The organism is Pseudomonas sp. MYb541 (assembly GCF_037479595.1).
Classification (GTDB): Bacteria; Pseudomonadota; Gammaproteobacteria; order Pseudomonadales; family Pseudomonadaceae; genus Aquipseudomonas; species Aquipseudomonas canadensis.
The window spans coordinates 62,566-80,301 of sequence record NZ_JBBGYS010000033.1; the positions used below are offsets into that span (position 1 = coordinate 62,566).

Sequence of the window (17,736 nt, forward strand, 5' to 3'; positions counted from 1 at the left end):
GCGTCGACCGAGAAAAATGTCAGACATTCTTCCCCTAACCATCGGTGTACTGCCGACCCACAACCACTACGGCCTGCGCAACACTCAAGCGCTGGCTGGGGTGAGTCATGTGTGGCAGGACTTCTTCGCCCGTGCGTTGGCCGAACAGCTCGGCGATACGCCGGACGCGCTGGCAGTGCAGGCGTCGGCGGACCCCGCGGTAGAGCCCAGCGCCGGCGCCGACCTGTTATCGCAGATACTCACCCAGCGTGAGTGCGACGTGAAAGACACCGAAATCGTCCCACCAGAACCGCTGTTCCTGCCAATTGCCGAGTTCGAAACCGAGCTGTTGCCACCGGCCGCCACGCCGTTCCCGCAAGAAGAAATCGTCGCCCAGCAGCGCCAGCAGAACTTCGAAAGCGGTTGGGTCCGCCCGATTGTGCTCACCGCCGGCGAACCATTGCCAGAGCCAGGCCCAGCGCCGGAGCCACGCCCACTGCACCTGCCCATCGCCGAATTCGAACTGGACCTGCTGCCGCCAGCCGCCACGCCGTACCCGACCGAAGAGCTGGTCGCGCAGCAAAAAGCGCTCGACTTCGACTACTACTGGGCGCGCCCGCTGGTCACCCAGAACCTGCGCCTGGCCGCCTGATGCTCAGCGACACACCCACCAACGCCCCATATCCAGATGGAAATGGTTGCGGTGCGCGGCGTTGTAATCCGGGCTCAGCACCACGTTGAAATCATCGCAGGCACTGTCGCGGACCTGACGCAGGAACCGCGCCTTATCGTCCTCCCCCGGCCAATCCTTGAGCACGCTGATACTGCGCCCGTCCGCCAGGCGAAAACCGGCGATGTCCAATGCATTGGCCGACGCATGCTGGCTGAGTCGCCCTTCGGCGCGGTTGTACATATTGCGGCAGGCAAAGCTGCCCAGATGATCGACCCGCGTCACCGCCTGGCCGAACACCGCTTGGGCCGCCGGCTGCAGGCTGTGGCGCTCGAACAGGGCGAACGCCACCGCCAGCGGGCAACTGGCGAGAAAACTGCTGCTCAGGCCAACCGCGGCACCCTGAACGCGCAAGGTGTTGCGCAGCGGACACGCCGCATCAGCGGGCGTATCGGCTTGATGGCTGACGCGCAGGCCCGAGGTCTCCAGCACTTGGTCGCACAACGCCGGGTCATCCTGCAGGCGACCCAGCTTGTAGCGGGTCAATAGGTTCGGGCTGGCGCGCACATCCAGCGGGGCCCACGGGTTCCAATCGGCCGGCAGCGGCACCCAACCACGCCAGACGCCAACGGCAAAGGCGCCGGCCAGGATCAGCAGCACACCCATCAACTTGAAAAAACGCACCCCTTAGCCCTTGAAGAACTGGTTGGCCTGGCTAAATGGCATCTTGCGTTCGGTAAAGGTGAACGTGCCCAGTTCGTACACTTCCTGGGCCGCACGATAGAACTCGCCATAGGCAGCCAACGCCAGAGCCGAGCCGACGCTGATCCGCCGCACACCCAACGCGCTGAGTTGCGCGACGCTGAGGTTCAAGCCGCCGGACATCAACACGTTCACCGGCTTGGGCGCCACCGCCTTGACCACCGCCAGCACTTCCTCGGCACTGCGCAGGGCCGGCGCATACAGCACGTCGGCACCGGCTTCGGCGTAGGCTTGCAGGCGGCGGATGGTGTCGGGCAAATCCAGGCGGCCATGCAGGAGGTTTTCCGCACGGGCCGTCAGGGTGAACGGGAATGGCAGGCTGCGCGCGGCAGCCACCGCGGCCTCTACACGCTCGACGGACAGGTCGAAAGGATAGATAGGGTCAGCGGCAATGCCTGTGGCGTCTTCAATGGAGCCGCCGACAATGCCGGTGGCGGCGGCACGCAGGATGGTCTGGGCGCAGCCTTCGGGAGTGTCGCTGAAGCCGTTTTCCAGGTCCGCCGCCACCGGCAACGCCGTGGCATTGGCAATCATGCCCGCGTTGATCAAGGTGTCTTCCAGGGACAACGCCCCTTCCGCATCCGGGCGCGCCAGGCTGAACGCGTAGCCCGCACTGGTGGTGGCGAGGGCTTCAAACCCCAGGCTGGCCAGCATCACGGCAGAGCCTGCATCCCAAGGGTTGGGCATCACGAACGCGCGGTCACGTTCGTGCAAGGCCTTGAAGGTTTCGGCGCGAAGGGTTTGGGCATCCATGTCGGGCTCCTGGCGGGAAAAGGAGCCCTAGAGTAACCCCAGTTGCTCCACGGCGGGAGCACGATCCAAGGTCGGCAGCGGCAGCAGACCCGGCAGGCGTGCCATCAACTGGTCGTGGAAACGCAGGGCCAGTTGTGCCGCGAGGCGATTATCCGAGGTGTGCAGGAACACATAGGGGGTGCGGCCTTCTTCGATCCACCCGGCAACTTTTTCCACCCACGGCACCAGGAATGGGTCGTTGGCTTCCAGTTCGGGATGACCGATAAAACGCACTTGGGGAAACTGCGTCAGGGCCGCCGGCCGGGTTGGCACCTTGGGCTTTTTCGATTGGGCGTGCAGCACGGCGGCTGACGTGGACGTGCAACTGAACAACGCGCGCGGGTCCAGGCAGATGCGCTCCACGCCCCGGTCCCGTAACAAGCGGTTAAGCATGCGCTCGGCGTCGCCTTTGGCGAAGAATTCCGAATGACGCACTTCCACCGCCATGGGCCGCTCAAGGCCATCAATGAAGCCTGCCAACTCCCCCAGACGCTGCGGTGTGAACGTCGCGGGCAGTTGCAACCATAGCGGGGATACGCGCGCTCCCAGGGGACTCATCAAGCCCACAAAGCTTTCCGCAGCCGGCAGTTGCTCAATCAGGTTGCCACTGTGGCTGATATCACCGGGAAACTTGGCCGTGAAACGAAAATCGTCGGGCATGATTTCAGCCCAGCGTTGCACCGTGGCGGCCGAGGGTCGTGCATAGAACGTGGTGTTGCCCTCAACGGCGTTGAAGACCTGGGAGTAGAGCGCGAGGTAGTCGCTGGAACGGGCATCGGCGGGGTACAGGTACTCGCGCCAGGCGTTTTCACTCCAGGACGGGCAACCGAGGTAGTAAGGCAGGCGCATCAGATGTGGATATCGAGTCCCAGCACTTCCATATCCCATTCGACAAAACCGGCGGTGGTCAGGTAGCTGGCCAGGGCGGTTGCGACGCTTTTGCTCATGGAGCGCGGGAAGACCATGTCTTGCTGACGGGCGGGAAGACCACTGACACGGGCTTGAGCGTTGGCCTGTGCGTCGGACTGGACCTCAATGAAGTCTGGCGAATCCTCGACGGACTCGTCTACCGTAACGTTTGCCTTACGTGGCTTGCGCTTGATTGGGTAGGACTGTGAGGAAAAGCCATCAATACGCATGGGCGCGAACTCGCTATCGGTAATGGCATTTTGGCAGCACTGTCCGTAGTGCGCAAATGCTCTGGTGATAACTAGAACACATAATTTGAAAAAGGTTTAAAACGGGGGGCAAATTCTGACGATTGGTGAATTTAGCCCCATATTGCCATCATTTTTGACGTCAAATAATCCCGCGCTCGGCCTTGGTTTGCGCCACTTTATCGCGCAGGTAAACAGGTGCTGCCTGATCCGCAGGGATCGCTTCCCCACGTTCAAAAGCAAACCGCGCCAAGGCCAATAGATCTTCAGCGTGGGGCAACATCGCCGCGTCTCTCCCAACCAATGGCACAGCGATGCGCTCACCATAACCCCAACCGGTGCCGGCACCGAACCAGTCACCGCTGGCATCACCCGGCAATACGGATGATTCAGGCGGCTGCACAGTTTCCACACCTACTAGGCGCATCTCGCCTGCCGTTTCGCGGTAGCAGCCCCAATACACTTCATCCATGCGCGCATCGATAGCCGCCGCAACCTGATGAACGCCATGTTCACGCAAGGCGCGCTGGGCCAGAACGGCCAGGTTGGACACCGGCAATACCGGGCGTTCCAGCGCAAATGCCAGGCCCTGCACCACACCGATGGCAATACGCACACCGGTAAACGCACCCGGACCACGGCCGAAGGCGATGGCATCCACCGCAGCCAGCGTAGTGCCGGCGTCTTCCAACAGTTGCTTGATCATCGGCAACAGCTTCTGCGCATGCAGACGCGGGATCACCTCGTAGTGGCTCGTTACCTTGCCATCATGCAGCAGGGCAACGGAGCAAGCTTCAGTCGCGGTGTCCAGGGCCAGCAGGGTGCTCATCGGTGTGGGTGTCCAAGTCGAAAAAAAGTGCGCCAGTATAAACAACAACGGCCCGCAAGCGGGCCGTTATCCGTGAAGCCAGTCGAGGGATCAGCTCAGTGCTTGCAGCACTTTGGCAGTGATCGCTTCAACCGAGCCGACGCCAGGAATGTGACTGGACTTCGGCTTGCCCTGGGCAGCGGACAGCTTCTGGTAGAAGTCCACCAGCGGCTTGGTCTGGGAATGGTAGACCGACAGGCGATGACGCACGGTTTCTTCGGTGTCGTCTTTACGCTGCACCAGGTCTTCGCCGGTCACATCGTCCTTGCCTTCCACTTTAGGCGGGTTGTAGACAGTGTGGTACACGCGGCCGGAGGCTTCGTGAACGCGACGACCAGCAATGCGCTGGACGATCTCTTCATCTTCCACCGCGATTTCAACCACCGCATCCAGCTCAACGCCGGCCTTCACCAGGGCTTCAGCCTGGGGAATGGTGCGTGGGAAGCCGTCGAACAGGAAACCGTTCTTGCAGTCTTCCTGGCTGATGCGTTCCTTGACCAGGTTGATGATCAAGTCATCGGACACCAGGCCACCGCTGTCCATCACGCTCTTGGCGATCAGGCCCAGCTCGGTGCCAGCCTTGACGGCCGCACGCAGCATATCGCCGGTGGAGATTTGTGGAATGCCGAATTTTTCAGTGATGAACTTTGCCTGAGTACCTTTACCGGCCCCGGGAGCTCCCAGCAGAATGACGCGCATTGATGTGCTCCTCAATTTTTTATAGAGATGACGCTCGGATTCGCCGCAGGGGGCCAATCGCGTAAAAATAGAATTCGGGCCGCCCAAACGGCCAAAGGCTGATCAAGATACACAGCAGGCCTTAACCACACAAGCCGCCAAAAGTCGCAGGAACCCGCGCAGGGCATGCGTCATAGGTAGGGTGTGCCTGAGTGCAACCCGGCCCCATAAACACCGGCCGCCCGTTTCAGGGCGGCCGCCGTGGTTTACCTGCAAGCTATTGAGAACACGCAAAAAACCCTAGCCAGTGTTACGCAAACCGGCGGCAATACCGGCCACGGAGACCAGCAGCGCCTGTTCCAGAGGGCTGTCCTGCGCCGCTTCCTGCTGACGGGAGCGCGCCAGCAACTCGGCCTGTAGCAGGTGCAAGGGGTCAAGGTAGGTGTTGCGCAGGCGGATGAACTCCAGGGTGTCCGGGCTATGGGCCAGCAGTTGCGACTGCCCGGTCAGGCCAAGCACCACGTTGCACGCCTGCGACAATAGGTCGCGCAGATGCGCACCCAATGGCAGCAGGTCCGGCTGCACCAGCCGCTCGTCATACAGGCGGGCGATATCGGCATCCGCCTTGGCCAGCACCATTTCCAGCATATCGATACGGGTGCGGAAAAATGGCCACTGTTCACGCATCTGCCCCAGCAACTCGCCTTCGCCGCGCTCCAGGGCCTTGCTCAACGCTGCTTCCCAACCCAGCCAGGCCGGCAGCATCAGGCGGGTCTGGGTCCAGCCGAAGATCCACGGGATCGCGCGCAGGCTTTCAATCCCGCCCGCACGGCGTTTGGCCGGGCGACTGCCCAGGGGCAAGCGACCCAGCTCCTGTTCCGGCGTGGACTGACGGAAATACTCGACGAACTGCGGATTTTCCCGCACCACCGCGCGGTAAGCGCTGACACCGTCTGCCGCCAATTCATCCATCAAATGGCGCCAGGCTGGCTCCGGCGGCGGCGGTGGCAACAGCGTCGCCTCCAACACGGCAGCCAGGTAAAGGTTGAGGTTCTGCTCGGCGATATCCGGCAGGCCGAACTTGAAGCGGATCATCTCGCCCTGTTCGGTGGTGCGGAACCGCCCCGCCACCGAGCCCGGCGGTTGCGACAGGATCGCCGCGTGAGCCGGGCCACCGCCACGGCCCACGGTGCCACCGCGACCGTGGAACAACAGCAGTTCCACTTGTTGCTCACGGCAGATATCCACCAGGCGCTCCTGCGCCCGGTACTGCGCCCAGGCGGCGGCGGTGGTGCCGGCGTCCTTGGCCGAGTCCGAGTAGCCGATCATCACTTCCTGCGGCCCCTGCAAACGCGCGCGATAGCCCGGCAGCAACAACAGTTGCTCGATCACCGGGCCGGCGTTATCCAGGTCAGCCAGTGTTTCGAACAATGGCACCACGCGCATCGGCCGTTGCACGCCCGACTCTTTAAGCAGCAGTTGCACGGCCAAAACGTCCGAGGCAGCGCCGGCCATGGAGATGACATACGAGCCCAACGATGCAGCCGGTGCGGCGGCGACTTCCTTACAGGTGTTGAGTACCTCGGCAGTGTCCGCCGACGGTTTGAAATAGCCCGGCAACAGCGGTCGACGGTTGGCCAGCTCCTTCATCAGGAAGCTGATACGCATCTCTTCGTTCCAGTCCTCGTAACGGCCCAGGCCGAGGTAGTCGGTGATTTCGGTCATGGCGGCCGAATGGCGACTGGAATCCTGACGCACGTCCAACCGCACCAGGAACAGCCCGAAGGTCACCGCCCGACGCAGGCAATCGAGCAAAGGCCCATCCGCGATCACGCCCATGCCGCATTCGTGCAGTGACTGGTAGCACAACTCCAGCGGCTCCAGCAGGTCGCGGTTGTTCTGCAACACCTCGGCCGGCGCCGGGGTGCTGCTGCTCAACGCGGTGTGCGCCCATTGGCGCGTGGCGCGCAGGCGTTCGCGCAGTTGCTTGAGCAAAGCGCGATAAGGCTCGACGCTATCACCGACCTTGGCCTGCAACGCCGGGCTGGCTTGTTGCATCGACAGCTCAGAGGCCAGGTGATCGATATCGCGCAGGTACAAATCGGCGGCCATCCAGCGCGCCAACAGCAGCACTTCGCGGGTGACCGGTGCCGTGACGTTCGGGTTGCCGTCACGGTCGCCGCCCATCCACGACGCAAAGCGGATCGGTGCGGCCTCCAGGGGCAAGCGCAAACCGGTGGCGGCGTGCAGCGCCTGGTCAGCCTTGCGCAGATAGTTGGGGATCGCGTGCCACAGCGAATGCTCGATCACCGCAAAGCCCCATTTGGCTTCGTCCACGGGCGTAGGTCGAGTGCGGCGGATTTCTTCGGTGTGCCAGGCTTCGGCGATCAAGCGTTGCAAGCGTTGGCGGATCTGCTCGCGCTCTGCGCTGGTGAGGTCGCGGTGATCCTGGGCCGCCAGTTGGGCGGCGATGGCATCGTATTTCTGGATCAGGGTACGGCGCGCCACTTCGGTGGGGTGGGCGGTGAGGACCAGTTCGATCTCCAGGCGCCCCAACTGGCGGGCCAGGGATTCGTTGCTGTGGCCTTCGCTTTGCAGGCGCGCCAGCAACTCGGGCAATACGCGAGATTCGAACGGTGCCGGCTGCGACTCATCACGCCGGTGGATCAGTTGGTACTGCTCGGCAATGTTGGCCAGATTCAGGAACTGATTGAAGGCGCGGGCCACCGGCAACAGTTCGTTTTCCTGCAACTGGTTCAGGCTGGTGCTCAGTTCATCGCCGGCTCCGCGCCGGTCAGCCTTGGCGCCTTTGCGGATCTGCTCGATCTTGTCGAGGAAATCATCGCCGTACTGCTCTCGAATGGTGTTGCCCAACAGCTCACCCAGCAGGTGAACATCCTCACGCAAGCGTGCATCGATATCACTCATCAGCCAATCTCCAGCCAGAAATCCGGGACGCGCAGGTTTGCCAGAGTGCCGCCAGCATCGATTTATGACAAGACTTTAAACCTTGTGAGTTGCAGCTAGTCTCAAGGTTAAGTCGTCGCGTTTATCCGCGCAGGCGACTGGACACTCATCACCGCCTGCTAAAAGCGGGCTTCATTGAGGTTGCCATGAAAATTCGAGAACTGGCCCAGCATTGGGAAGAGAACGCCAAGGGTCGCTTGACCAAGACCGAGTACGCCATCCACCTGGATATGGAATCCGCCGCGCGGCTGGCGGCCATCACCGAGATGTACCCCAAACGCCACCCCGAAGAATTGCTCGGTGAGTTGATCGGCGCCGCCCTGGAAGAGCTGGAAGCCAGCTTCCCCTACATCAAGGGCCAGCAGGTGATTGCCACCGATGAAGAAGGCGATCCGCTGTACGAGGACGTCGGCCCCACCCCACGCTTTCTGACGCTGTCGCGCCGCTACCTGCATGATCTGTCCGCCAGCAGCGACGAACAGAAACACTGACAAACCCCCACCCCCCCCCTTTATTCCGGGCTCCTTAAGGGCCCGGCGTACCACTGCGCAACGCAGAAGTTCCAACGTTTTTACGCTGACCGTTCAGTCAGATATTTTTTTAGGCAAATCGCCATCTTCTCTGAACTTTTGAAAAAAGCCTCCGGTCACAGCCAGTAAGCCATCACTTGGAACGGTCGTTTTAAAGGGCAATTTGTGCATCAGTGCCAGGCCCGCCGCCGCAGACCAGTGAGATGGATTTTGATGTATTTCAGGAGTTATCCAATGGAGTTGAAGACGATGAAGACCAGCACTGCCAAATCCTCGTTTAACCACCTGCGCGGGCTCAAATTGGCCGCGCTGGCAATCGGCACCAGCTTCGTTCTGGCGGGCTGTGCCGGCAACCCTCCGACCGAGCAGTACGCGGTCACCCAGTCCGCCGTGAACAGCGCTGTCAGCGCCGGCGGTACTGAGTACGCGGCTGTGGAAATGAAGTCGGCTCAGGACAAGCTAAAAGAAGCCGAAATTGCCATGCACGACAAGAACTACGACAAAGCTCGCCAGTTGGCTGAACAAGCCGAGTGGGACGCTCGCGTCGCGGAACGCAAGGCTCAGGCCGCCAAGGCCCAACAGGCTGTGAAGGACTCCCAGAAAGCCGTTGAAGAGCTGCGTAAGGAAGGCATGCGTCCTGCTGCTATCCAGCAGAAGTAAGACGCTTCCTGTGACTGCAACGCACCTGATATCGAATTGAAAGGACGACACGACTATGCGTAAACAATTGATGATCCCTGCCCTGCTGGCGATGAGCGTTGCCCTGGCGGCCTGTTCCACCCCGCCTAACGCGAACCTGGAAAACGCACGGACCAACTTCTCGGCCCTGCAGACCAACCCGCAAGCCACCAAGCTGGCGGCACTGGAAACCAAGGACGCCAGCGAATGGCTGGACAAGGCTGACAAGGCCTACCGCGACAAGGAAGACGAGAAGAAAGTCGACCAGTTGGCTTACCTGACCAACCAGCGCGTTGAAGTGGCCAAAGACACCATCGTGCTGCGCGAATCCGAAGCCAAGCTGAAAAATGCCGGCGACGAACGTGCCCGCGCCTTGCTGGATGCGCGCGATGCGCAAATCAAGCAACTGCAGGACAGCCTGAACGCCAAGCAGACCGATCGCGGTACCTTGGTAACGTTCGGTGACGTGCTGTTCGCCACCAACAAGTCCGACCTGAAATCCAGCGGTCTGGTGAACATCACCAAACTGGCTCAGTTCCTGCGCGACAACCCGGACCGTAAAGTGATCGTCGAAGGCTACACCGACAGCACCGGTTCCGACTCGTACAACCAGAGCCTGTCCGAGCGTCGTGCCGCTTCGGTACAACGCGCACTGGCTCAACAAGGCGTGGACATCTCGCGCATCGTGACCCAGGGTTACGGCAAGGAATACCCGGTTGCCGACAACGGCAGCGTCTCGGGTCGTGCCATGAACCGCCGCGTGGAAGTGACCATTTCCAACGACAACCAGCCAGTCAAGCCACGGTCTTCCGTTGCTAACTGATTGATTGGCACTGGATAAGAAAACCCACCTCACGGTGGGTTTTTTTTCGGCTCATCAAACTGAATGGTGCGATTCGTGTCTACGGCGGGCATTTCAATTTTCGCGCCCGCCTTTTCATCCATTTGTTGATCGCGCTTGTACCTGCGAGCAGCATCCTGTTCCAGCGCTACATGCTGCCTTGCCATGGCCAACATGTTTTCCAATACAGGAATATGTATTTTCATCCTCGACCCAATCTTTGTAGGTTTCCACATTTTATGTGGCATTTAAGTCGAACCGGTTCCAGATATTTCCATTTCAGTTGCATGACATGCGGCCCCCGGTATTACGCCCTCCACGTCGTTACAGGCTGACTAGCTGATTCAGCACGAAAAAACGCCCTGAAAAGGGCGATTTTTGAGAGGTGCCGCTCAACCGCCGACCTTGCCGGAGCCCTGGGTCTCCGGCATTTGGATCTGGCCCTGGCCGCGACCTTGTCCATCCTGTGCGCCTTGATTGCCCTGCGCACCTTGATCATTTTTTTGTTTAAGCAGCTTTTCCAGTAGCTTCATCAGTTCGTCGAGCTCACCTGCGCCCTGACCACCTTTAGCACCTTGTGACTGCATATCTTTGATTTTACGTTGGAGGTCCTGGATCTGCTGATCGAGGCCTTGGTTGGATGGGGCACCCCCGCCGACATTTCCGCCACTGCCCATGCTGCCTACACCCGATACTCCGTTTATAACTGCCATATAGGCTCACTCCAGACTAATGAAAAATGGACTGATCAGCATTGCCAATCAGTCCATGGTCTGTGGTGAGCACGCGAGGCTGGTTCCGGCCGGCCGAGCGCCTGACACACGCTAAATCATGAATCGGTACGAAAAAGGGTATTTTCCCACACCGGCAAAAACAGCATTCACTGCTGCAATTGCGGGGTTTCCTGCCCCATGCATCGCACGGCCTGCTTCTTGTTGTTCACCAGCACACCGCTGAGGCCTTTCTGCTCGGTATCGAACATCACCAGCACGCCATCCACGCATTGCGCCACTTGCGCGGCCGGCGTCAGGGAGATCTTGTACTCCTCGCCTGGCACCGTCTTGAGCATAGTGAAATCGCTGAGCAACAGCGCATCTTCCGGCTTGGCGAAGTGCAGGTAACCGTAGAACCACAGGCAACCGACGGTGCCGATGATGGTGCCGATGCCGGTGAGGATCAGCGGGATCATGTTGCGTTCTTCGCTCATTGCGGGCTCTCTGATGAATCAACTTTAGGAATGGGGTAGTTCGGAATCTCGCCCAGGCGGCGTAAGCCGTTGAAGTGTTGCGGGTCGTCCAGATAGCGCAGCATTACGGTTTGCCAGGTCTTGTCGGCAAAGGTCTGCACATGCCCGCCCCGGGTCAACTGCAACACCCGTGGCGGCGGTGCGGCCTGGTACAGGCGGATACCATTGGCCATTGGCACGATCGGGTCGTCCAGGCTGTGGAACAACAGCTTCGGCACGCCCATCAGTTTCGGCATGGCATATATTGCGCTGTCGCCGTCCGGCACCAGCCAGGACAGAGGCACCTGAAACGGCCATGTTAACCAGGAAGTGCTCAAGGCAAATTGTCCTACGTCACGATAACTGGCGGGCACACCGTCCAGCACCAGGGCCTTGAGCTGGGATTGGCGCTCCGGATGGGCAGCCAGGTAATGCACCGCCAACGCCCCGCCGAGGCTTTGGCCCAGAACGATCAGCGGATGGCCTTGGGTTTCGGGGGCCTTGTCGATCCATTTGAACGCCGCGTCCACGTCCTCATAGATTGCCGGTAATGACGGCTTGCCTTCCGACAAGCCATAACCGCGGTAGTCCAGCAGCAGCACTTGGTAGCCCTGCTCGGGCAACCACCAACTGCCGCCCAGGTGCCAGGCCAGATTGCCGCCGTTACCGTGCAAATGCAGCACCGTGCCCTTGAGCGGCACACCAGGCTTGGCCGGCAACCACCAGGCGTGGAGCTTCACGCCGTCGGCGGTGGTCAAGGTGACGTCGCGATATTGCAGGTGGGCTTTTTCCGGCGTGAATGGCAGGCCGGGCTCGGGGTAGAACAGCAGTGAGCTGCAGCCGTTCAATGTGAGTAGCAGGCACAGAATGCCGAGGATTCTCATCCGTTGAAGCCTCGCTATTATTCGAAATTTTAAATCTTTCAGAGATTCAAATGTGGGAGCGGGCTTGCTCGCGAAAGCCGTGTATCAGTCAACTTATGTATATCTGATGTACCGCTTTCGCGAGCAAGCCCGCTCCCACAGGTCGATCCGGTTTCGTCAAAGGATATTCGAGTAATCCGCCTCGATCCGATCCAGGCTCAAGTGGTTGAGGAAGTTGGAGAAACACATCCACGCCGCCAGTGCGTTCATGTCGCGGAACTGCTCGGGCAGGTACTTGGGCGGCACCACCAGGCCTTCGTCGACCAGTTGGCGCAGGGTACGCATGTCTTCCAGGGTGGTCTTGCCGCAGAACAGCAGCGGCACTTGTTCCAGCTTGCCTTTGCGCACGGCGAGTTGGATGTAGTTGTAGACCATGATAAAGCCCTTGAGGTAGGACAGGTCCTTGGTAAACGGCAGACCGGTCGGCACCGAGCCACGGAATACGCGACTGGCATTGCCGTAGCTTTCGGCCATCTCAAAGCCTTGTTCGCGGAAGAACTCGAACACCTGCAGGAAGTCGGCGCCCTCTTCCACCATATGGATGGCGCGGGTGCGGTTGGTCAGCTTGCGCAGGCGGCTCGGGTAGGAGGCGAAGGTGATGATTTCCATCAGGATCGCCAGGCCTTCCTGGGTCACGGTGGACGAGGGCGGGCCTTTGGACAGGAAGGTGCAGATCGGCTGGTTCTGGCCATTGAGAGTGGTGCCGACATGCACCAGGCCTTCATGCACTTCCAGGGCGCGCACGTCGCGGTCGTTGAACATCGCGTCGGCGCGGATCTTGATGTAGTCGGCACCCGCCGCAGCGTCTGCGACGATACCGTCGGACTCGAACACGCGGATGGTTTCTTCGGCCTCGCCGAACACCTTGTTCAGGCGAGTTTGCAGCAGGGCAACGGCGTCCTTGGCGGTAAGGGTCTTGGCCTCATCCTTCAAGTCGCCACGGCCATCGATGTTATTCAGGTAGTCCGAAAGCATCAGCCCCAAGTCAGCCAGGGTCGGGTCGCCGGCGTGGAACGCATCGGACGCAGCGCCGTAGAGTTCCTGGGAAATCAGGCCGAAATCCTCGGTGCCGCGCGCTTCGAGCATGCGCACCACCATGCGGTATTCCTTGCACATGCGGCGCATGATCTGCCCCACCGGGCTGAACTGGCCGAGGCGACGGGTGATGTCGCGCTCGATGTTCTGGAACTCCAGCTTCACCGCGCTGGAATCGAACGCCAGCGGCCGGTTGAGGTAGTAGTCGCGGCTCACCGCCGGCATTTCCTTGCCCTTTGCCTTGAGAAATCCCTGACGAATGTTCTCGTCCCACTTCACGGCGTCGAGGACGCGAATCGGTGTTTGCGCCAGCACAATGCGATCAGACAAGGTGCGTATCGTCTGCTGGTAATCGTCCACCCGGTGCTTCCTCTTTAAACGTTATTTGCCCGCACGCTGGTAGCGCACGGCTTCCACGAATACATCGGCGTTGGCCGGGTCATCCAAGTAGGCAAACACCTGGTCCAAGGAGCTGTCCACCAACACGCCAGCACCTTCGACGGTTTCCACGGTACTGCCGTGCAACGCCTTTTGGTCTATGGCTTGATGGATCTGCTCCAGGTCGAGGTTGTAGACCACCAATTCATGCTTTTCGTTGATTTCGAAACCCGCCAGGATGAAGTTCCCGCCTAGTTTGGCCGGTAGCGGCGCCGACAAGTACCAGCGGCTGCCATGGCGCGAAACGCTGAACAGATACTCGTCACGCTGGCCGGGCTTGGCTGTAGGGTAGCTCACCGCTTTGTACCGGTGCTCACCAACGGCGGTGATGTGCAGGTTGAGCGGCTCGCCCCAGGCGTTTTTGCTCGACCATTGGCCCAGCAGGGCCTGCGGCGCGGCGTCATGGGCCGGCAGCGGGTCCTTGAAGGTCACCAGGCAACCACTCAGCAGCAGGAGCGACAAGCCGATTACAACCACACGCCAGGTTTTCATTAGACATTCCCCGGTGTCAGACCGAGGCCAACACCAAATGCATGTAACGCTTGAGGATCTCAAGCATCTCTTCACCGGTCAGAGGCTCTGCGCCGCCCAGCAGGCCCTGATATTCCATCCGACTGATTATCGCCGTCAACACTTTGGCATCCTGTTGCGGCTCGCGGGAGCCCAGCACCTGGAAAAACTGCCCGGTGCCCTGCAACAGAATCTGCTGGTGGGAACGTACCAACTCGGCCAGACGCGGGTTGAGCAAGGCTTCCTGGCGGAACGCCTGCTCGGCCATCAGGTGCTCACGACGGTTGGTCAACTGGCGCAAGACGTAATCGGCGGTCAGCCGCGCAATGTCATCGGCCAGTTGCGAACGTGACTGCGGGCTGCCATCGCCATAGGCGACCATCTCGCGCAGCAGGCCTTCGTTGCGCACCCACAGCTTGCCCATGAACGCAGCGCTGCGCTCGACGTATTGGGCGAAGGTGTCGGTGAGCAGGTCATCAATGTCCTTGAAATAGTAGGTGGTGGCCGACAACGGCACCCCTGCCTCCGCGGCCACTGCCCGATGGCGCACAGCACGCACGCCATCACGCACCACAATGCGCATGGCTGCATCGAGAATGTCTTGTCTGCGTTGCTCGCTACCCCGACGACTGGCCTTGCGGCCCTGGTACTGGACGCTTTCAGCCACGGCAGCGGCAATGCCGGCGGCGCCTTCTTGAGCGGTTACGCGGTTCACGACTCAAATCCTTGAATAGATCAAAACCTGGCGCTGTTTGCTTGACGCTTAATAACGCCCCATAAAAAAGCCGCCTTATAAAAGGCGGCTTCGGATTTCGCTTCGGTTACGCTTGTGGCCGCATGTGCGGGAACAAGATCACGTCGCGGATCGACGGCGAGTTGGTCAACAGCATCACCAGACGGTCAATGCCGATCCCTTCACCGGCCGTCGGCGGCATGCCGTACTCCAGGGCGCGGACGAAGTCAGCGTCGTAGTGCATGGCTTCGTCGTCACCGGCGTCCTTGTCGGCCACCTGGGCCATGAAGCGCTCGGCCTGGTCTTCCGCGTCGTTAAGCTCGGAGTAGGCATTGGCGATTTCGCGGCCACCGATGAACAGCTCGAAACGGTCGGTGACGTTCGGGTTGTCATCGTTGCGACGGGCCAGCGGCGACACTTCGAACGGGTACTGGGTGATGAAGTGCGGCTGTTCCAGCTTGTGCTCGACCAGCTCTTCGAAAATCATCACCTGCAATTTGCCCAGGCCTTCGAAGCCCAGCACCTTCGCGCCGGCTTTCTTGGCGATGGCACGGGCCTTGTCGATATCGTTCAGGTCGTCGGCGGTCAGCTCAGGGTTGTACTTGAGGATCGAGTCGAACACCGACAGACGCACGAACGGCTCGCCGAAGTGGAACACCTTGTCGCCGTACGGCACGTCGGTGCTGCCCAGGACCAACTGCGCCAGTTCGCGGAACAGTTCTTCGGTCAGGTCCATGTTGTCTTCGTAGTCGGCGTAGGCCTGATAGAACTCCAACATGGTGAATTCTGGGTTGTGACGGGTCGAAACGCCTTCGTTACGGAAGTTGCGGTTGATCTCGAACACTTTTTCGAAGCCGCCAACAACAAGACGCTTGAGGTACAGCTCCGGCGCGATACGCAGGAACATTTCCATGTCCAGCGCGTTGTGGTGGGTTTCGAACGGCTTGGCTGCGGCACCACCGGGGATGGTCTGCAGCATCGGGGTTTCCACTTCCAGGAAGTCACGCTGCATCAGGAAGGTACGGATATGCGCGATCACTTGCGAGCGCACACGGAAGGTGTGGCGCACTTCTTCGTTGACGATCAGGTCAACGTAGCGCTGGCGGTAGCGTTGTTCGGTGTCGGTCAGGCCGTGGTGCTTGTCCGGCAGCGGGCGCAGCGACTTGGTCAGCAGGCGCACGTTGGTCATTTCCACATACAGGTCACCCTTGCCGGAACGGGCCAGGGTGCCTTCGGCGGCGATGATGTCGCCCATGTCCCAGGTTTTCACCGAGGCCAGGGTTTCTTCCGGCAAGGTCTTGCGGTTGACGTAGACCTGGATGCGACCGGTCATGTCCTGGATCACCATGAACGAGCCACGGTTGAGCATGATGCGACCTGCCACCTTGACCGGGATCGCAGCCTCTGCCAGCTCTTCCTTGGTCTTGTCCGCGTACTGCTTCTGCAAGGCATCGCAGTAGTTTTCGCGGCGGAAGTCGTTGGGGAAGGCATTGCCCTTGGCGCGCTCGGCAGCAAGCTTTTCCTTGCGCAGGGCGATCAGGGAGTTTTCTTCCTGTTGCAGGGCCTGGTCGAGTTGTTGGTCGCTCATGTCTTTAAATATTCCATCGGGTTCGTTGTCCCAGGCTCAGGCCGGGGATCGCCGGCAAGCCGGCTCCTACAGGGATCGCGGTTTGTCAGCGTATTACAGGCCGGATTTCAGGCTGGCTTCCAGGTATTCGTCGATATCGCCGTCGAGTACCTTGTCACAGTCACTGCGTTCGATGTTAGTGCGCAGATCCTTGATCCGCGACGCATCGAGCACATAAGAGCGGATCTGGTGACCCCAGCCGATATCCGACTTGGTGTCTTCCAGCGCTTGGGACGCGGCGTTGCGTTTCTGCATTTCCTGCTCGTACAACTTGGCCCGCAGCATTTTCATGGCGGTGTCCTTGTTGGCGTGCTGGGAACGTTCGTTCTGGCAGCTGACCACGGTGTTGGTCGGTACGTGGGTGATACGTACGGCCGAGTCGGTGGTGTTTACGTGCTGACCACCGGCACCGGAGGAGCGGTAGGTGTCGATGCGCAGGTCGGCCGGGTTGATCTCGATTTCCACCTTGTCGTCGATCTCTGGCGAGACGAAAACGGCGGAGAACGAGGTGTGGCGACGGTTGCCGGAGTCGAACGGGCTCTTGCGTACCAGGCGGTGTACGCCGATCTCGGTGCGCAGCCAGCCAAAAGCGTATTCGCCCTTGATGTGCACGGTTGCGCCCTTGATACCGGCGACTTCACCGGCGGACAGCTCCATGATGGTCGCTTCGAAACCGCGCTTGTCGGCCCAGCGCAGGTACATGCGCAGCAGGATGTTTGCCCAGTCCTGAGCCTCGGTGCCGCCGGAACCGGCCTGGATATCCAGGTAGGCGTTGTTCGGGTCCATCTCGTGGCTGAACATGCGACGGAATTCGAGTTTGGCGAGGTTTTCCTCGAGACGGGCCAGCTCGGCGACGACATCGCCCACTGCGCCTTCGTCGTTTTCTTCGACGGCCATGTCCAGCAGGTCGCGGCAATCGGCCAGACCGGTGTTCAGTTCGTCGAGGGTATCGACGATCTGCGCCAGCGCAGCGCGCTCGCGGCCCAGTTCCTGGGCGTATTCAGGTTTGTTCCAGACAGCAGGATCTTCAAGCTCGCGATTGACTTCGGTCAGACGCTCATGCTTTTGATCGTAGTCAAAGATACCCCCGAATAGTTTCGGAGCGCTCGGACAGGTCCTTGATGGTGTTAAGGATCGGGTTGATTTCCATGGCGGGCAGCACTCGTTGGCGAACTTTTGAAAGCCGGCGAGTATAACGGGAAATGGGGGGGAGCGGCAGTCCGCTGGGCGAAAAGGCGTGGGGCTGGATCATCGGAGTACATATCCATTCCTGCGGTCACGGCTGCTATTGGTTCCGCTCTTACAGCGGCTCACTTTTGATAG

Annotated in this window: 20 protein-coding genes; 4 read left to right on the forward strand and 16 right to left on the reverse strand. The window is 60.4% G+C overall.

Going from position 1 to position 17,736, the window contains the following annotated elements; all coding sequences use genetic code 11:
• Positions 1–16 precede the first annotated feature (16 nt).
• A complete protein-coding gene (locus WH299_RS20285) occupies positions 17–631 on the forward strand; it encodes an energy transducer TonB (RefSeq protein ID WP_122724614.1) in 615 nt (204 codons plus the stop codon).
• A 3-nt stretch (positions 632–634) separates the two neighbouring features.
• Here the strand turns inward: WH299_RS20285 and WH299_RS20290 are convergent, their stop codons facing one another.
• The 7 genes from WH299_RS20290 to ppc form a co-directional block, all read right to left on the reverse strand.
• Positions 635–1,315: an extensin-like domain-containing protein gene (locus tag WH299_RS20290; protein ID WP_123476584.1), complete on the reverse strand. Its 681-nt coding sequence runs from the start codon at positions 1,313–1,315 to the stop codon at positions 635–637.
• A gap of 21 nt (positions 1,316–1,336) precedes the next feature.
• Complete coding sequence (locus tag WH299_RS20295) at positions 1,337–2,164, reverse strand: isocitrate lyase/PEP mutase family protein (protein ID WP_339551131.1); 828 nt, start codon at positions 2,162–2,164, stop codon at positions 1,337–1,339.
• Positions 2,165–2,191: 27 nt separating this feature from the next.
• Positions 2,192–3,052: a DUF72 domain-containing protein gene (locus WH299_RS20300; protein ID WP_339551132.1), complete on the reverse strand. Its 861-nt coding sequence runs from the start codon at positions 3,050–3,052 to the stop codon at positions 2,192–2,194.
• A complete protein-coding gene (locus WH299_RS20305) occupies positions 3,052–3,342 on the reverse strand; it encodes a hypothetical protein (protein ID WP_339551133.1) in 291 nt (96 codons plus the stop codon). The genes WH299_RS20300 and WH299_RS20305 overlap by 1 nt, the downstream gene beginning before the upstream one ends.
• Positions 3,343–3,502: 160 nt before the next feature.
• The gene (tsaB, locus tag WH299_RS20310; protein WP_068936967.1) at positions 3,503–4,189 is read right to left on the reverse strand and encodes a tRNA (adenosine(37)-N6)-threonylcarbamoyltransferase complex dimerization subunit type 1 TsaB; all 687 of its coding nucleotides are present in this window, start codon (positions 4,187–4,189) and stop codon (positions 3,503–3,505) included.
• A 90-nt stretch (positions 4,190–4,279) separates the two neighbouring features.
• Positions 4,280–4,927, reverse strand: coding sequence for an adenylate kinase (adk, locus tag WH299_RS20315; RefSeq protein ID WP_339551134.1), 648 nt, complete (start codon positions 4,925–4,927; stop codon positions 4,280–4,282).
• 279 nt (positions 4,928–5,206) lie between these two features.
• Positions 5,207–7,834, reverse strand: coding sequence for a phosphoenolpyruvate carboxylase (gene ppc, locus WH299_RS20320; RefSeq protein WP_122724608.1), 2,628 nt, complete (start codon positions 7,832–7,834; stop codon positions 5,207–5,209).
• A 185-nt stretch (positions 7,835–8,019) separates the two neighbouring features.
• Here ppc and WH299_RS20325 point away from each other — a divergent pair, with 185 nt between their 5' ends.
• From WH299_RS20325 to WH299_RS20335, 3 genes are all read left to right on the forward strand, one after another.
• Complete coding sequence (locus tag WH299_RS20325) at positions 8,020–8,364, forward strand: hypothetical protein (protein WP_028619125.1); 345 nt, start codon at positions 8,020–8,022, stop codon at positions 8,362–8,364.
• 273 nt (positions 8,365–8,637) lie between these two features.
• Positions 8,638–9,063, forward strand: coding sequence for a DUF4398 domain-containing protein (locus WH299_RS20330; RefSeq protein WP_028619124.1), 426 nt, complete (start codon positions 8,638–8,640; stop codon positions 9,061–9,063).
• 55 nt (positions 9,064–9,118) lie between these two features.
• The gene (locus tag WH299_RS20335; RefSeq protein WP_012722563.1) at positions 9,119–9,904 is read left to right on the forward strand and encodes an OmpA family protein; all 786 of its coding nucleotides are present in this window, start codon (positions 9,119–9,121) and stop codon (positions 9,902–9,904) included.
• Between the two features lie 29 nt (positions 9,905–9,933).
• Here the strand turns inward: WH299_RS20335 and WH299_RS20340 are convergent, their stop codons facing one another.
• The 9 genes from WH299_RS20340 to prfB form a co-directional block, all read right to left on the reverse strand.
• Complete coding sequence (locus tag WH299_RS20340; protein WP_123476586.1) at positions 9,934–10,128, reverse strand: hypothetical protein; 195 nt, start codon at positions 10,126–10,128, stop codon at positions 9,934–9,936.
• Positions 10,129–10,314: 186 nt separating this feature from the next.
• Positions 10,315–10,635, reverse strand: coding sequence for a hypothetical protein (locus WH299_RS20345; RefSeq protein ID WP_323623843.1), 321 nt, complete (start codon positions 10,633–10,635; stop codon positions 10,315–10,317).
• A 167-nt stretch (positions 10,636–10,802) separates the two neighbouring features.
• Positions 10,803–11,129 carry a hypothetical protein gene (locus tag WH299_RS20350; protein ID WP_122724603.1) on the reverse strand — a complete coding sequence of 109 codons (327 nt, stop codon included), beginning with the start codon at positions 11,127–11,129 and terminating at the stop codon, positions 10,803–10,805.
• Positions 11,126–12,031: an alpha/beta hydrolase gene (locus WH299_RS20355; protein WP_122724601.1), complete on the reverse strand. Its 906-nt coding sequence runs from the start codon at positions 12,029–12,031 to the stop codon at positions 11,126–11,128. The genes WH299_RS20350 and WH299_RS20355 overlap by 4 nt, the downstream gene beginning before the upstream one ends.
• A 156-nt stretch (positions 12,032–12,187) precedes the next feature.
• Positions 12,188–13,465, reverse strand: a complete 1,278-nt coding sequence (locus WH299_RS20360; RefSeq protein ID WP_028619119.1) for a flavohemoglobin expression-modulating QEGLA motif protein — start codon at positions 13,463–13,465, stop codon at positions 12,188–12,190.
• A gap of 21 nt (positions 13,466–13,486) precedes the next feature.
• Positions 13,487–14,035 (reverse strand): hypothetical protein, encoded by a 549-nt coding sequence (locus WH299_RS20365; protein ID WP_339496708.1) that lies wholly within the window; start codon positions 14,033–14,035, stop codon positions 13,487–13,489.
• A gap of 16 nt (positions 14,036–14,051) precedes the next feature.
• Positions 14,052–14,768: a TetR/AcrR family transcriptional regulator gene (locus WH299_RS20370; RefSeq protein ID WP_016979842.1), complete on the reverse strand. Its 717-nt coding sequence runs from the start codon at positions 14,766–14,768 to the stop codon at positions 14,052–14,054.
• A gap of 106 nt (positions 14,769–14,874) precedes the next feature.
• Positions 14,875–16,374 (reverse strand): lysine--tRNA ligase, encoded by a 1,500-nt coding sequence (lysS, locus tag WH299_RS20375; protein ID WP_038849273.1) that lies wholly within the window; start codon positions 16,372–16,374, stop codon positions 14,875–14,877.
• A 93-nt stretch (positions 16,375–16,467) separates the two neighbouring features.
• Positions 16,468–17,563 (reverse strand): peptide chain release factor 2 gene (prfB, locus tag WH299_RS20380; protein ID WP_100215725.1). Its coding sequence is split into 2 segments (ribosomal slippage): positions 16,468–17,490 and positions 17,492–17,563, totalling 1,095 coding nucleotides; the frame shifts between segments, so codons are not numbered across the junction.
• Between the last annotated feature and the right edge of the window lie 173 nt (positions 17,564–17,736).